Here is a 15,552-nt window from a genome sequence, read left to right on the forward strand (position 1 = left end):
CGGTGAGTTCCGTCCTACTCCGCCGCGAGCCGCGTCGCGCGGGCCTCCATCACCCGCGGCAGGTTCACCTCGACCCAGTCGGCCAGCGCCGCCACGCGCTCCGCCGCCTCGATCCCCAGGGGTGTCAGGCTGTATTCGACGTGCGGCGGGATGACGGGGAAGGCGTGGCGGTCGATCAGGCCGTCGGCCTCCAGCCCCTGCAGGGTCTGGGCCAGCATCTTCTCGCTGACCCCGGCGGCCGCCCGGCGCAGGTCGCTGAATCGGCGGGTGCCGTCGCGCAGGATCATCAGAACCAGCAGGCCCCACAGACTGGTCATGCGCTTCAGCACCTCGCGCGACGGACAGTCGGTGCTGAGAAGCGCGCCGCGGCGGATCTGGTCGGAGAGGCTTTCACGCGGGTGCGGATCGGTCATTGGACACTAACTTTTTTGTGCGTACTTCCAGGATGGACGGTACGAGTTTAACTTGCGGCTTCGTTCCACACAAGCCGAGGATGCCCATCATGATCGCCGTCACCGGAGCCACCGGCCAGCTTGGCCGGCTCGTCATCGACGCTCTGTTGCGCCGGGTTGCCGCCGGGGACATCGTCGCCCTCGTTCGCGACCCCGCCAAGGCGGCGGACCTCGCGGCCAAGGGTGTCACCGTCCGCCGCGCCGACTATGACGAGCCGGACACGCTGGCCACCGCACTCGCCGGCATCGACCGGCTGCTGCTGATCTCCGGCAACGCCATCGGCCGCCGCCTGCCACAGCACCGCGCGGTGATCGAGGCCGCCAAGGCCGCCGGGGTTCCCTTCATCGCCTACACCAGCGTCCTTCGTGCCGACAGCTCCGCCCTCGGCGTCGCCGTGGAACACCGCGCGACGGAGGAGCTGCTGGCGGCGAGCGGCATTCCGCACGCGCTGTTGCGCAACGGCTGGTACACGGAGAATTACACGGCCTCCGTCCCCGTGGCCCTTCAGCACGGGGTGGTGCTGGGCAGTGCCGGGGAGGGGCGGATCGCGTCCGCCGCCCGCGCCGACTACGCCGAGGCCGCCGCCGCGGTGCTGACCGCGGCGGAGCTGCCGGCGGGCCGTGTCTACGAGCTGGCCGGAGACGGCGCCTTCACGCTGGCGGAGTTCGCGGCCGAACTGTCGCGCCAGACCGGCCGCGCGATCCCCTACAACAACCTGCCGGAGGCGGAGTACCGGGGGATCCTGCTGCACGCCGGCCTGCCGGAGGGGCTCGCCGACCTGATCGCCCAGTCCGACGCGGCGGCGGCCGGCGGTGCCCTGTTCGACGACGGCGGCGCGCTCGGCCGGCTGATCGGGCGCCCGACCACGCCGCTGGCGGCCTCGATCAGCGCGGCTCTGGCGACGGGCTGAGCCGCAGGTCCGACAGCCGCCGGATCTGCCGCCCGTCCGCGTCGAAGTTGGCCGGATCCAGCCACGCGCCGAAGGCGGCGCGGATGGCCGGCCATTCGCGGTCGGTGATGGAGTACCAGGCGGTGTCGCGGTTGCGGCCCTTGTAGACGATGGCCTGCCGGAACGTTCCCTCGTAGGTGAACCCCAGCCGCTCCGCCGCGGCGCGGGAGGGGGCGTTCAGGCTGTCGCACTTCCACTCGTAGCGGCGGTAGCCCAGCTCGTCGAAGGCGCGGCGCATCATCAGCGCCATCGCCTCGGTGGCGACCGGGCTGCGCTGCATCAGGGGGGAGAAGTTGAGGTGCCCGACCTCGATGACGCCGGACCCCCGGTCGATGCGCAGATAGGCGGCCACCCCGACCGCCCGTCCGGTGGCGGCATCGACCACGGCGTGGAACAGCGGGTCGCTGCCGGCGACCACACCCGCCATCCAGGTCCGGTAGGAGTCGAAATCCGCAAAGGGGCCGTAGCCGAGATAGGTCCAGTTCCGCCCTTCGGCGTCGAGCGCGCAGGCATCGAAGAGCTGCGCCGCGTGGCGGTCGGTGTCCAGCGGCTCCACCCGGCAGAAGCGGCCGCCCATCGATGTGCGCGGCGGCAGCGGGCGGGGCGTCCAGTCCGGCAGCGGGAATCCCACCGGCTGTCTCAGCGGGTTGACGGGTGTTTCCATGGGCTCCTTCCATGTGGCGGGCCGGGCGCGGTGTTCAGGCCGCCTTCACCCCCGCCTTGCGCACGCTGGGAAGGGTGACGGTGACCGTCGTTCCGGCGCCCAACGTGCTGTCGATGTGCAGGCTACCATGCAGCGCGCTCACCAGGGAATCCACCAGCGACAGGCCGAGGCCGGTGCCCTCCTGCTTGCGGGTGTAGGCGTCGCCGATCCGCTCGAACGGCTTCAGCACCATCTGGATGCGGTCGGCCGGAATGCCGATGCCGTTGTCGGACACGGCGAGCGCCACGGCATCGGGGCCGGCACTGCAGCAGATCACCGCGATGTGGCCCTTGTCCGGTGTGAACTTGATGGCGTTGGACAACAGGTTGAACAGGATCTGGCGCACCGCCCGGTCGTCGGCGAACAGCATCAGGCCGGCGGTGTCGCCGTAATCCACGCTCATCGTATGGCCGTGGTCGGCCGCCCGCTGGCGGACCAGGCGCACCACCGATTCGACCACCGGCTCGACACCCAGCGGGACCGGCGCCAGATCGAGCTTCCCCGCCTCGATCTTCGACAGATCGAGGATGTCGTTGATCAGCGCCAGCAGGTGGCTGCCGCTGTCGTGGATGTCGCCGGCATACTCGGCGTATCGCGTCCAGTCGTCGCCGAACACCCGCTCGCGGATGATCTCCGAGAAGCCGAGGATGGCGTTCAGCGGCGTGCGCAACTCATGGCTCATGCAGGCGAGGAAGTTGGATTTGGCGCGGCTCGCCTCCTCCGCGCGGATGCGCTCGTGGTCGCGCTGCTCGACCAGCCGGGCCAGCTCCGTCTCCCGGCGTTTCATGTCGGTGATGTCGCTGAACACCCCGACCAGCCCCGCCGTGCGCGACGAGGCGTTGAGGAAGGCCGCCTTCTTGACGATGATGTCGTGCAATGTTCCGTCGGCGAGTTGGATGCGCGTCTCGTAGGTGATGGATCCCCCACGTTCGATCAAACGCCGGTCCGCGTCGGCATGCAGGCCGTCGGGATCGTCGGGGATCACGTCGCGCACCCGGCGGCCCTGCAGACTGCCGCGCGGCTGTCCCAGGACCTCCTCGAAGGCGCGGTTGGCGGCGATGAAGACGCCGTCCAGATCCACGGAGAACACCGGCAGGGGGATGGTGTCGAGCAGCGTGTGCTCGAAGCGCAGGCGATCCTCCATGGCCTGTTCGGCCAGCACGCGGGCGGTCACGTCCTGCTGGATGCCGATGAAATGGGTGATGCGGCCGTCGGGGTCGTGCACCGGCGCGATGCTGACGTCGTTGTAGTAGAAGGCGCCCGACTTGCGGTAATTGCGCACGGTCACCTGGACGGGAAGCCCCTCCTTCAAGGCGTTGCGGATCGTGAACAGCTCGGGCTGGCGGCTCTCGTCGCCCTGCAGGAAGCGGGGATTGCGGCCGATCACCTCGTGGGCGGCGTAACCGGTGGTCCGCTCGAAGGCCGCGTTGACGTAGACGATGGGGTTCCCGCCGCCGGCCCGGCAGAGGATCACGCCGTTGGTCGCCTGGTCCAGCGCCTGGTTGCGCAGGCGGAGCTCGGTCAGCGTCGCCGCCCGCGCCCGTTCGGTACGGACCATCGCCGCGACGAGCAGGGCGCCGCCGCCGCCGATGATCAGGGCGATCAGCCCGGCGCTCACGGCGATCGTCGTCCACTCCGCCAGCAACTCGCCCTTGGGGGACGCCGCGACGGCCTGGAGGGGGAGCGTGCGCAGCTGCGAGGTGGCGACGACCATGGTCGGTCCGTCGACCACCCCCGCGCCGGCCGGCCCGCCGGTCCGGGCCGCCGCCAGCGCCACCGCCTGCCGGGCGATGCCGGCCGCATGACCGGCGTAGAGCATGCCCGGTCCGGCGACGATCTCGCCGGACCGGGTCGCCAGCGCGTCCACGTCGCGTCCGCCCAGCGACCGTTCATAGCCGAGCAGGACGGAGGCGTCGAAGATCGCCTGTATGGCGCCGGCGAAACGGCCGTCCGGACGGACCACCGACCGGCGCAGGGCCACGGTGGCCAGTTCCGGGTCGTGGCCCAGGGTCAGCGTCGCGCGGCCGGTCGCGTGCGCCGAGAACTCCTCCGGCGGGATGGTCCGCTGGCGGGGGCGCAGGCAGGTGGAGCCGACGGTTTCGTTGCGCGCGTCGACGGTGGTGATGCAGCCGCCCGGTGGAAGCTGCCGGGTCATCACCCGCTGCAGCCCGTCGTCCGCGGCCCGCTCGTCGAAGGATTCGATCAGGAAGGCGTAGGTGACGAGCGCCACGTCGGCCTGGCCGATCACGCTGTCGGCGTGCTGCGCCATCAGGATGGCGCGGCGCTCCGCCTGCGAGCGCAGGTTTTCGAGGCGGTCGTTGCGTTCCCGCCAGATCTCCGATCCCAGCAGCAGAATGACAGCAGCCAGCGCGGCGACGGCCAGGGCCGACACGCCGCGCAGCAGGGTCGGCGACGCCGCGTCGGAGGGCGCTCGGAGCCCCGTTGCGGTCATGGGGTGGTCCCCAGCGCCGCCGTCATGGCGGCCAATATCCCGTCGTCGACCCCGACCCGCTGGGCGATCACTGGTTGGTCGACGGCCAGCTTGGCACGCACGCGGTGGCTTTCGGCCTGGTCGATGGTGATGACGCGGACGCCGGCGGCGATCGCCCGCTCCCTCGCCTTCACCTGGCTCTCCCGGGTCAGGGCCCGGGCGTCCTCCACCCCCGCTTCCCACGCTGTCCGCAGGTCGGCGCGCGTCGCCCCGTCGAGCGACCGCCAGAAATAACCCGACACCAGCGGCACATACATGGAATAGCTCTGGCGGTCCTCCAGCGCGTAGCGGATGCCGCTCTGCCAGAGGCCGGCGCTGTCGAGCGACGCGAAGGTGGTGATCAGTCCATCCACGCGCCCGTCGGACAGTGCGAAGGGCAGGTCGGTCCAGGCGATCGGCACCGGTTCCGCCCCGAGCGCCGACAGGCGCCACGCATTGGCGATCCCGCCCGGCGAACGCATGCGCAGGCCCTTGAGGCTGCCGACACCCTCGATCGGCTGGCGCAGGGTGAAGCTGTGCACGAAGCCGAGCCCGACCCAGCGGCCGAGAACGACGGCGCCGAGGCTCCGTTCCAGTTCACGGTTCATCAGGTCCAGCACCGGGCTGTCGTCGATGCGCTGAACCTGCTCCTCCGTCCGCCCGTAGAGGACGGGGAGCATGAAGACGCCGACCCCGGGCGCCTGACGGTCGAGCTGCCAGGTTCCCGCCACCGCCATGGCGACCTTGCCCTGGGCGAGCGCCGACAGCACGTCGCGGTCACGGTAGAGCGTGCCGTCGTTGCGGAAATCCACATCGACGCGGCCGGCGCAGCAGGCGCGCACCCGGTCCACGAAGCGCTGCACGATGATGGTCTGCACATGCTCGGGGCCGTTCTCGGTGGAGATCAGCAGCAGCGGACGGGCAGTCGCGGACAGTGGTCCGCAGCACAGCAACAACGTCACGAGAGCAAGGCAACGGAGCAAGGACGGACACCCCATGGCAACGTGTCGTACCCTAATCGATCGGGCGGATATATGCCATGCGTCATGTTGCGAAGCGAGGCCGGACCTAGCCCCCTCGCAAGGTCCGGCCGATGGTCCGGCGTGCCGGCTGAGGGCTCAGGCGGCACGGATCCCTTCCATGAAGCGGTCGACCTCGCCGCGCAACGCATCCGATTCCCGTGACAGCTGACCCGCCGCACCGAGGACGAGCCGCGCGGCGTCTCCGGTCCGGCCGGCGGCCGCGTTGACCTGGGCGACGTTCGCCGACACCTGTTCCGTGCCTTGCGCCGCACCATGGACGTTCCGCGCGATCTCCTGGGTCGCGGCCGTCTGCTCCTCCACGGCGGCGGCGATGGCCGTCGAGATGTCGTTGATCGACAGGATGGTTTCGCCGATCCGCCGGATCGCGCCGACCACGCCGCTGGTCGCCTGCTGCATGGCGTTGACCTGGGCGGCGATGTCGTCGGTGGCCCTGGCGGTCTGCCCGGCCAGCCCCTTCACCTCGCCGGCGACCACGGCGAAGCCCTTGCCCGCCTCGCCGGCGCGCGCCGCCTCGATGGTGGCGTTCAGCGCCAGCAGGTTGGTCTGCGACGCGATCTGGTTGATCAGGCCGACCACCTCGCCGATGCGGGCGGCGGCATCGTTCAGTCCGCGCACCTCGCGGTCGGTCTCCTCCGCCTCGCGCACGGCGCGGGCGGTGATGGCGTTGGACTTGGCGACCTGCGAGGCGATCTCCTGCAGGGTCGCGGACATCTCCTCGGTCGCGGTCGCGACGGTCTGCACATTGGCGGTGGTCTGTTCGGCGGCGGTGGCGGAGGCCAACGCCTGGCTCCGGGTCTGCTCGGCGACCGACGCCATGGCGCTGGCGGTGCCGTTCAGCTCGCGGGCGGAGGACTCGACGGTGGAGAGGGCGCGCGTCACCTCGGCCTGGAAGCGGCGCAGCAGGCCGTCCAGGTTCTCGGCCCGTCGCGTTTTCGCCGCGTGCTCCGCCGCCTGCTCGGCGGCGAGCCGGTCGGCCTCGATGGCGTTGCGGCGGAAAACCTCCACGGCATCGGCCATCGTGCCGATCTCGTCGCCGCGCCCCAGCGCATCGACGGTGACATCCCGGTCGCCACCGGCCAGACGCTTCATCAGGACGGTCATGCCGTTGATCGGCACGGCGATTCCACGCGTCGCGAGGACGGCGAGCGCCACCGTCAGCAAGAGGCAGACGGGCAGCCCGATCTCGATCACCAGGAACGCCGTCCTGATTGCGGACTGCTCCTCGACAATCAGCTGTTCCAGGCGGTGCTTGTCGGCAGCGACCAGGCGGTCGGCGGTGGCATGCATTTCATCCACGATCCGCTTGCCCAGGCCGGCCGCTTCCAGCATGCGGGCCTCCTCCACCGTATCGGGGTGCCGCATGAGGCGGATTTGCCGATCCGCGACCTCGGTGCGGTAGCGCCCCGCGAGCGTGATGAGAGCCTCCGTGGCTCGGCGGAACTCGGCATCGCCGTCATCGAAGGCCCGCAGCTTCTCCGACGTTTCGGCCAACCCCTGCACGCCCTCCTTGAAGGGGGCGAGAAAGACCGGATCGCCGCTGATCAGGAAGCCGCGCACGCCGGTCTGCTGCTCCACCAGCTGGGTGGCCAGGGTCTCGACGAGATCGATCCTGTGCAACGTCGCCTCGGTGGCGATGACCTGCGACCGTATGGAGTCCATCTTGACGTAGGCAACGGCGGCGATGGTCACGGTGCACAGGAACATCAGGGTGAAGGCCGCGGCCATCTTGCGGCCGATGGGGAGGTCGTCGATGAGTTTCAGCATGGTCATGTCCTCGTCTTCACCCTGTGTCAGCCGGCCGTCCGGTGGGCGGTGCGCCGGGCGAGTTCGTCGAGATCGACCTCCATGGTGGCGGCACCGATCGGCTTGCGCGTGTCGGGATCGAGGATCGTGAAGTCGATCTGCTGGCGGCGGGAGCCGGTCTTCCCGTCGATCTCGACCTTGGACACGTTCACCGCGTCCGGGCCGATCAGGAAGGTCTTCTGGTACTTCGCCTCGTCACCCTGCCAATAGTCGGTGGTCAGGCTGCTCTGGCCGACATTCAGGCCGACGTTGTCGGTCACGAACACCTCGGAGAAGAGCCCCTGGCTCTCCGCTTTGATGCGGACCAGGTAGGCGGAGAAGGGGCTGCCCATGAGCTGCGCGATGAGCGGCTGGTCGCCGGACTTGGTCTCCGCCCGCCACTGCTTGTCGAGCCGGTCGATGGTGGCCTGATCGATGGTGGCATGGCGCTCGTTCTGCGCACGGATCGCGATGATCGCGACGGGCTTCTCCAGCATCCGCCGCATCTCGGGCAGAAGCGCCAGGGCCGGGCTGTCCTCGGCGACCGCCGCCGCGGGCAACAGGGCCAGCCCGAACGCCGCGCCGACGCGCGAGGCGCGGTGGACCCATTTCTCCAATCGCTTCATGGCTCTCTCCGTCGCATCCGGTGGGCCGACGCGTTGCCTTGCGGGCCCAGCCGAAGGGATGAGTGCAAGCGGGGTGCCAGTTCTCCTTTATCGAGTATCCTGCAGGTGGATATGCAATCGGAAACCGATTGCGTGCGGGCAATCGACGCTGGCCCGGTATAGGTTCCGGATCGTCGCTCCGACGACGACAGCACTCGTCCGGCCGGTGTTTCGGGCTCCCGCGTTTCGCCATTCGGGACCGCACGGACGCCCGGAATTTCCCGTTTTGCAAGGCCGCAGTTGCAGAATGCGAAATTTGGCCGCAACGGCACCGAACGTTTCCGCGAGGAATCAATGGTTTCTCAACGCACGCGGGTGGCGCGCCGCTTGCTTGAATCCTGGACCGCGCTGAAACCGGCGCGACGTGGACGACACCGGTCCATGGCCTTCCATTCTCGCGAGGTGACGCGTCCATGCGCTTCCTGGGACACTCGACCGGCGCACTTACCCGGTGGTTCGCCGGATTCATGTTGTTGTTGGCCCTGTCCATGGGCGCACCGCCCCCGGCACGCGCGGCGGGGGAACCGGTGATCCTGACGGTGACGGGCCTGATCGGCGACGGCCGTGCGGGCGGTGTCGATTTCACCCGTGCGGATCTTGAAGCGCTGGGCGTGACCACCATCGAAACCGCCACCCCCTGGCACGAAGGGCGGCCGAAATTCGAAGGCGTGCTCCTCAGCCGCCTTCTGGCGAAGGTCGGCGCCAACGGGAAGACGTTGAAGGTGTCGGCGCTCAACGACTACGCCGCCGAACTGCCGGTCGAGGATGCCGGCCAGTACGGCCCGATCCTCGCCTTCCGCCAGAACGGGGAGGCGTTGACGATCCGCAGCAAGGGGCCGCTGTTCGTGATCTATCCGTTCGACCGCATTCCGGAGCTCCGGAACGAGGCGATCTACACACGCTCGGTCTGGCAGGTCCGCCGCATCGAGGTGAAATGACGGACCGGCCGGGGGGGAGCGCTCCAAAGCGATGAGCATGACACCCGCAAGCGTCCTCGCCCTGACAGCCGTTCTCGCCGGCCTGCTGGGTGCGCCTATTCCGGCATCGGCCGCGGAGCCTTCGGGTCGCGGGATGCTGATCGTCACCGGCGCGACCGACCGTGGACCGGAGGTGCGCCTGGCACCGTCGGACCTGGAGGCCGCGGGCGTGACGGCGATCGTCACCGCCACACCCTGGAGCGTGCCGGCCTCGCGCTTCGAAGGGCCGCGGCTCGACGCGCTGCTGACCGCGCTCGGCGCGCGCGGCGGCGAGGTCGTGCTGTCCGCCCTTGACGGCTACAGCGTGACGCTGCCGAGGGGTCTCCTGGAACGCTACGGCGCCATCCTGGCGATGCGTCAGGATGGACGCCCGCTGTCGGTGCGCGACCGTGGTCCTTACTGGCTGATGTTCCCCTTCGACGATCACGCCGAGCTGCGCAACGACCGTCACTACTATCAGGCGATCTGGCAGGTGAACCGGATCGAGGTCCGATGAGACGGCCGCTTTTCAACGTCGGCGTCGCGCTGCTGGCGCTGGTGGCCCTGGCGCTGGTCGCCCTGGTGGCGGTTCGGCTGCTGGCCATCGTCGAGGAGGCGCGGCGCCATTCGTCCAAGGCGACCGAGAACACGGTCTGGGCCGCCTATCAGCTCCAGGCCGAGTTGTACCGGTTCCAGGGTGCGGTGATGGGATACGCCCTCGGTCGTGACACCGCCGACGACGTGGCGCTCCGGTACGAGATCCTGCTCAGCCGCTTTCCGACCCTGGAGAGCGGCGAGGTGGGCGAGATCGTGAAGGACAGTGCGGACGCGGTGCTGGCGCTGCGGGCGGTGGACGCCGCGGTGCGGGGGTGGGAGCCGGAGGTCGGCGACGAAGCGCGGCTCGCCGCGGCGGTCGCGGGCGGCCTGCTCGATGGTATCGAAGCCGTCGGGCGAGACGCGCAGCGCTTCATCCTCGACGTTCTGCGCACCACCAGCGACCGGGTGGTCGCCGACCGCAGCGACCTGGTGGAGGGTTTCGCCGGGTTCAAGTGGCTGATCACCGCGTTGGTGGTGAGCTTCGCGCTGCTCTTCGCGGCCCTCACCCGGCTGTTGCTGCGCGAAGCCCGCTCCCGCCGGGCGCTGGAGGACCTGACCGAAAGCCTGCACCGCGCCCGCAACGCGGCGGAGGCGGCCAACCGCGCCAAGTCGGACTTCCTTGCGACCGTCAGCCATGAGCTGCGCACGCCGCTCAACGGGGTGATCGGCATGACCGGGCTGCTGCTCGACACGCCGCTCGATCCGCCGCAGCGCCGCTTCGCGGACACGGTGCTGCGCTCGGCCGAGGCGCTCGACCGGATCATCTCCGACATCCTCGACTTCTCGCGCATCGACGGTGAGTCGGGGCACGCCAGCCGGGGGCCCTTCGTGCCGGCGGTTCTCGCCCGGTCGGTGGCGGACACCTTCCGCGACCAAGCCGGGCACAAGAGGCTGGCCCTGACGGTGACGGCCGACGTCACCGCGGAGACGACGGTGATCGGCGACGAGGGGCGGCTGCGGCGGGTTCTCGAGAATCTGGTCTCCAACGCCGTGAAGTTCACCGATGCGGGGCGGATCGACATCACCGTCGGGCGGGCTCCGGGCGTCGAGCCGGCGCACCCGCTGCTGCGCTTCGGGGTGAGCGACACCGGCATCGGCATCCGTGCGGAGGACCGCGAGCGGCTGTTCGGCGCCTTCAGCCAGATCGACCAGTCCAGCACCCGCCGCTACGGCGGCACCGGCCTTGGGCTGGCCATCGCACAGCGGCTCGTCCAGGTCATGGGCGGCTCGATCGGTGTGGAGAGCGAGCCGGGGCGGGGAAGCAGCTTCCTCGTCGATCTCCCGCTGCAGCCGGCCGAAGGAGCGGAATCGGCGGCATCCGACCAGGACCGGCCGCCCGCCGGCGGCCTGAGCGTGCTGGTGGCCGAGCCGAAAGCCCTGGAACGCCGGCTGGCCGAGGAGCTGTTGCGCCGCAAGGGCCATCGGGTGGAGACGGTTCCGGATCGGGACGCGCTGACGGCGGCGCTTGCCGCCCGGAACTTCGACGTCGTGTTCGCCGATGTCGGCCTGTTCGACGGCGGCGGTCACGGCGTGGCGGGGACACTGCCGCCGGGAGCGTCGGCACCCCTGCCGGCTTTCATCGCGCTGGTCGGCAGCGGCGGCCCGACGTCGGTCGAGTGCCGGCGCATGGGATTTTCCGCCCGCGTCACCAAGCCGTTCGTCGCCGAAGCCCTGACCGATGCGGTCGCGCTGTTCGCCGCGACCGCCGCCGCGGCCTTCCCGGACGAGGGGCCGGCGCCGACCGGACCGGAGCAGCGCCACCCGGACGAGCCGGCGACCACGGAGACCGGCGTGGGCGAACCGCCGCCCGCTCTCACCGCCCTTCCCATGGAGGCCAGCATGGCACGGCCCAGCATCGCCATCATCGTTGCCGCTGGGGGCCTTCTGCTGACCGCGCTCGTCTATGGGGCGACGGTGCTGGCGATCGGCAAGGTCGCGCGCGAGACGACGGCGGAGGCGACTCTGGCCGGCAACCGGACGGTCGCCCTGAGCTTCGCGAACACCGTGTGGCCGCGCGTCGCGTCGCTGCTGTCCCGGCCTGCGGATGGGGCGCTGGACACGTCGGGGCGGCGGTCGGAGATCGCGCAGGCCGATGCCATCGTCGCGGCCTTCGTGGCGGGAACCGACATTCTGAAGGTCAAGGTCTACGATACGGACGGCACGACGCTCTATTCGACCACCAGCGCGCAGATCGGCGAGCCGCAGGCGGCGAATCCCGGCGTCCGCATGGCGCTGTCCGGCACCGGGACCGGGCAGCTCATCCACCGCGACTGGATGCAGAGCTTCGATGGCGAGGTGTTCGGGCGCGACGTGGTGTCGAGCTACGTCCCGGTGATGGATGGCGGACGGGTGCTGGCCGTGGTCGAAATCTACACCGACCGCACCGATGTGCTGGACCGGACGGAGGCGCTGGTCGACCGTATCGCCCTGCTCCTGATCCCGGTGTTCGCGGCCGTGTACGGGCTGCTGCTGGCGGTCCTGCGGCGCATCGAGCGTGCCGCCCGTCACCAGCATGCGGAACTTGCGGCGGCCAACCGGGACCTCGGCGCCCGGCTGGCCGGGAACGTCGCGGCGCGCGAGCGGGCCGAGGCCGCGGACGAGGCGAAATCGCGCTTCCTCGCCACCGTCAGCCATGAGATCCGCACCCCGATGAACGGCGTCATCGGCATGGTCGACCTGCTGCTCGACAGCCGGCTGACTCCCGACCAGCGGGAGCGTGCGGTCGCCATCGGCGATTCGGCGCGGGCGCTGGTCGACCTGATCGACGACATCCTCGATCTGGCGCGTATGCAGCAGGTCGGCATCACACTGCGCCCGTCGCGGGTGGATCTCGGGGCATTGGTCGGCAACGTCGTGGATTGCCAGGCGCCGCTTGCCGCGGCCAAGGGGCTGCGGCTGGTGCGCCGCATCGCCGACGATCTTCCGCCGGCGGTCGACGCGGACGCCGGACGTCTCCGTCAGGTTCTGACGAACCTCGTCGGCAACGCCGTGAAATACACCGACACCGGCGACGTACAGGTCTCGTTGCACCGCTCCGGTGACGCCGGCCGCTTCCGCTTCGAGGTGCGCGACACCGGCATCGGCATCGCGCCGGACGAACAGGCCCGGCTGTTCCAGCCCTTCAGCCAGGTCGGGCGTGACGCCGGACGGCGCGGCAGCACCGGTCTGGGGCTCGCCATCTGCCGCCGGCTGGTCGAGGCGATGGGCGGCGCGATCGGCGTGGACAGCAGCCCCGGCCGGGGCAGCACCTTCTGGTTCGAGCTGCCGCTCGCCGCCGCCCCCGCCGCACGGGCGCCCGAGCCGGTCGCGGAGCCGGGCCCGGCCGTGGCAACGCCGCCCGCCGCCGGCCCGCGGCGGTCGCTGCGCATGCTGGTGGTCGACGACAACCTGATCAACCAGCAGGTCGCGCAGGGACTGCTCATCATGCTGGGGCACAGCGTCGATGTCGTCTCCGGCGGGCGGGAGGCGGTGGAGGCGGTCGCCGCGGGTGAGCACGACATCGTCTTCATGGACATGCAGATGCCGGACATGGACGGGCTGGAGGCCACGCGGGCGATCCGCCGGCTCGGCGGGCCGCGGGCGGCGGTTCCGGTCATCGCCATGACCGCCAACGCCATGGCCGACGATGTCGAACGCTGCTTCGCCGCCGGCATGAACGCCCACGTCGCCAAGCCGGTGTCGCGCGCGGCGCTGCTGAAGGCCATCGCCTCGGTCGCCCCGCCGCCGGAACCGGACGCCAAACCGGCGGCGGAACCGGCGGCGGACATCCCGCCGCCGGAACCGGACGCCAAACCGGCGGCGGAACCGGCGGCGGACATCCCGCCGCCGGAACCGGACGCCAAACCGGCGGCGGAACCGGCGGCGGACATCCCGCCGCCGGAACCGGACGCCAAACCGGCGGCGGAACCGGCAACGGACATCCCGCCGCCGGATGGCAAGGTGATGGACGGCGAGCAGGTGCGCGAACTCATCGAGATGATCGGCCAGGACCGGCTGCGCTCCATGGTCGAGGTCTTCTTCAACGACGCGGACCGCCGGGTGCCCGACCTGCTCGCCAGCCTGGGCGAGGGCGACCAACCGCCGGAAGCCGCCCTTCAGAAGGCGGACAGCATCGCCCACCGGCTGAAAGGCGCGTCGGGCGCGCTGGGTCTGTCCGCACTGAGCGCCGCCTTCGAGGAGATCCGCCGCGGCATCGCCGAGGAGGATGGGGATGCCCTGCGGCGGACCGCCGCTGGTCTTCCCGAACAGCTTGCCGAGGCCCGCAGGGCCATGACCCGTGTCGCGTGAGGAAATGGTGACGACCGACATGCGCGTGCTGATCGTCGATGACGATCCGACCAACCTCGATGTGATGGGCGCCCTGATCGACCGCCTCGATGACTGCTCGTCCGTGCGTTTCTCCGACCCGCTGGCGGCGCTCGCCTGGCTCGGCACCCGCGTTCCGGACCTGATGCTGATCGACCACATGATGCCGGAGTTGGACGGCGTGACGATGATCGGCATCCTTCGCGACGACCCGCGCTTCGCCGATGTCCCCATCGTCATGGTGACCGCGAACCGCTTCGACGACCTGAGGGTCGAGGCGCTGGAGCGCGGGGCCACCGACTTCATCGAGAAGCCGGTCCGTGTCGGGGAACTCAGGGCGCGTGCGCGCAACCTGCTGGCCCTGCGGCGCAGCCAGCGCCTGCTGCGCGACCGGGCAGCACTTCTGGCGGACGAGGTGGCGCGCGCCACCGCCGACATCCGCGACCGCGAGATGGAACTGATTGTGCGCCTGTGCCGGGCGGCGGAGTTCCGCGATCCGGAGACGGGCCTGCACATCGACCGCATGGCCCAGTACGCGGAGGTGATCGCCGAGCGGCTGGGGCTGGGGCGGGAGCGTTGCCGCGACATCCGCATCGCCGCCCCCATGCACGACATCGGCAAGATCGGCATTCCCGACATGATCCTGCTGAAGCCTGGGCGGTTGAGCGAGACCGAGTTCCAGTTGATGCGGCAGCACGCCGCCATCGGCCATTCCATCCTGTCCGGCAGCCGGGTGCCGCTGATGCAGCTCGGCGCCGTCATCGCGCATTGCCACCACGAACGGTGGGACGGGACCGGCTATCCCCGCGGACTCTCCGGAACCGACATCCCGCTGGAAAGCCGGATCGTCACCGTCGCCGACGTGTTCGACGCGCTCACCAGCGCAAGGCCCTACAAGGAGGCATGGTCGCTCGACCGTGCCCGCAGCTTCCTCGAAGCGGGGCGGGGGACCATGTTCGACCCCGATTGCGTCGATGCCTTCCTGAACCGGTGGGAGGATGTGCTGCGCATCCACGCCGCCAACCAGGATCCGATGGAACCTGCGCACAGTCAGCTCGCCTGAACCTCAGGCAAGAATGCGCGTGTCGCGGGTTCCGGAGTTGTTGACGCAACGCGGCCGGGTGTGCGCACATCCCCGCTCGGTGTCGGTTCATTTTCTGGCATGGCATGGCACGGATCCTTGTTGTCGATGACGACATCACGTCGCTGGAACTCGCCGCTCTTGTCTGCGAGCAGGACGGGCACGACGTCATCCGCGCGGAGGACGGCCGCGTCGCCATGCGCGATCTGCGCATCCACGAGGTCGATCTGGTGCTGACCGACATCATGATGCCGGATATCGATGGCTTCTCGGTGGTCCAGCTCGCCCGTCAGCTCCAGCCCGGCATCAAGGTGATCGTGGTGTCCGCCATCGGCGACCGGGTGCCGCAGGACATGACGACCATGGCCTTCGACAAGCTCGGCGTGGACCGCGTGATCACCAAGCCCTATCGCCCGCACATGCTGATCAAGGCGATCCGCGAGCTGCTGTCGGGCGGCTCGGCCTGAAACCCGCGGCAAGGGAGCCGGTCGAGCGGTTGTGCGGCGGGCACTCCGGCCCCATATCGCGGCATCCTTGGAACGACGGAA

General features: G+C 70.1%; 12 protein-coding genes. 6 read left to right on the forward strand and 6 right to left on the reverse strand.

The features are described from left to right. Nucleotides 1–14 precede the first annotated feature (14 nt). Entirely contained in the window at nucleotides 15–413 is a 399-nt protein-coding gene (locus tag HL658_RS00980; protein ID WP_180280028.1) for a winged helix-turn-helix transcriptional regulator, read from the reverse strand. A gap of 89 nt (nucleotides 414–502) precedes the next feature. On the opposite strand from HL658_RS00980, the gene HL658_RS00985 reads away from it, so the two are divergent. Continuing rightward, complete coding sequence (locus HL658_RS00985; RefSeq protein WP_180280029.1) at nucleotides 503–1,363, forward strand: SDR family oxidoreductase; 861 nt, start codon at nucleotides 503–505, stop codon at nucleotides 1,361–1,363. Here HL658_RS00985 and HL658_RS00990 read toward each other — a convergent pair. The 5 genes from HL658_RS00990 to HL658_RS01015 all read right to left on the reverse strand — a co-directional run bounded on the left by HL658_RS00990 (nucleotide 1,338) and on the right by HL658_RS01015 (nucleotide 8,026). Next, entirely contained in the window at nucleotides 1,338–2,066 is a 729-nt protein-coding gene (locus tag HL658_RS00990) for a GNAT family N-acetyltransferase (protein ID WP_180280030.1), read from the reverse strand. The two genes, HL658_RS00985 and HL658_RS00990, sit on opposite strands and share 26 nt — an antisense overlap. A gap of 34 nt (nucleotides 2,067–2,100) precedes the next feature. Then, on the reverse strand, nucleotides 2,101–4,557 hold the full coding sequence (locus tag HL658_RS00995; RefSeq protein WP_180280031.1) for a PAS domain S-box protein: 2,457 nt from the start codon (nucleotides 4,555–4,557) through the stop codon (nucleotides 2,101–2,103). Continuing rightward, nucleotides 4,554–5,537 carry a TRAP transporter substrate-binding protein DctP gene (dctP, locus tag HL658_RS01000; protein ID WP_180287615.1) on the reverse strand — a complete coding sequence of 328 codons (984 nt, stop codon included), beginning with the start codon at nucleotides 5,535–5,537 and terminating at the stop codon, nucleotides 4,554–4,556. The genes HL658_RS00995 and dctP overlap by 4 nt, the downstream gene beginning before the upstream one ends. 156 nt (nucleotides 5,538–5,693) lie before the next feature. Next, a complete protein-coding gene (locus tag HL658_RS01005) occupies nucleotides 5,694–7,388 on the reverse strand; it encodes a methyl-accepting chemotaxis protein (protein ID WP_246337223.1) in 1,695 nt (564 codons plus the stop codon). Nucleotides 7,389–7,408: 20 nt separating this feature from the next. Beyond that, on the reverse strand, nucleotides 7,409–8,026 hold the full coding sequence (locus HL658_RS01015) for a hypothetical protein (protein WP_180280033.1): 618 nt from the start codon (nucleotides 8,024–8,026) through the stop codon (nucleotides 7,409–7,411). 452 nt (nucleotides 8,027–8,478) lie between these two features. Here HL658_RS01015 and HL658_RS01020 point away from each other — a divergent pair, with 452 nt between their 5' ends. The 5 genes from HL658_RS01020 to HL658_RS01040 all read left to right on the forward strand — a co-directional run bounded on the left by HL658_RS01020 (nucleotide 8,479) and on the right by HL658_RS01040 (nucleotide 15,471). Then, a complete protein-coding gene (locus HL658_RS01020; protein ID WP_211109632.1) occupies nucleotides 8,479–9,003 on the forward strand; it encodes a putative pterin-binding protein in 525 nt (174 codons plus the stop codon). Nucleotides 9,004–9,034: 31 nt separating this feature from the next. Beyond that, a complete protein-coding gene (locus HL658_RS01025; protein WP_180280034.1) occupies nucleotides 9,035–9,538 on the forward strand; it encodes a putative pterin-binding protein in 504 nt (167 codons plus the stop codon). Beyond that, nucleotides 9,535–13,905 carry an ATP-binding protein gene (locus HL658_RS01030; RefSeq protein WP_180280035.1) on the forward strand — a complete coding sequence of 1,457 codons (4,371 nt, stop codon included), beginning with the start codon at nucleotides 9,535–9,537 and terminating at the stop codon, nucleotides 13,903–13,905. The genes HL658_RS01025 and HL658_RS01030 overlap by 4 nt, the downstream gene beginning before the upstream one ends. A gap of 4 nt (nucleotides 13,906–13,909) precedes the next feature. Further along, a complete protein-coding gene (locus HL658_RS01035) occupies nucleotides 13,910–14,986 on the forward strand; it encodes an HD-GYP domain-containing protein (RefSeq protein ID WP_246337224.1) in 1,077 nt (358 codons plus the stop codon). A gap of 104 nt (nucleotides 14,987–15,090) precedes the next feature. Continuing rightward, the gene (locus HL658_RS01040; protein WP_180280036.1) at nucleotides 15,091–15,471 is read left to right on the forward strand and encodes a response regulator; all 381 of its coding nucleotides are present in this window, start codon (nucleotides 15,091–15,093) and stop codon (nucleotides 15,469–15,471) included. Nucleotides 15,472–15,552: the final 81 nt, after the last annotated feature.

It is taken from the genome of Azospirillum oleiclasticum (assembly GCF_013423485.1).
Lineage (GTDB): Bacteria > Pseudomonadota > Alphaproteobacteria > Azospirillales > Azospirillaceae > Azospirillum > Azospirillum oleiclasticum.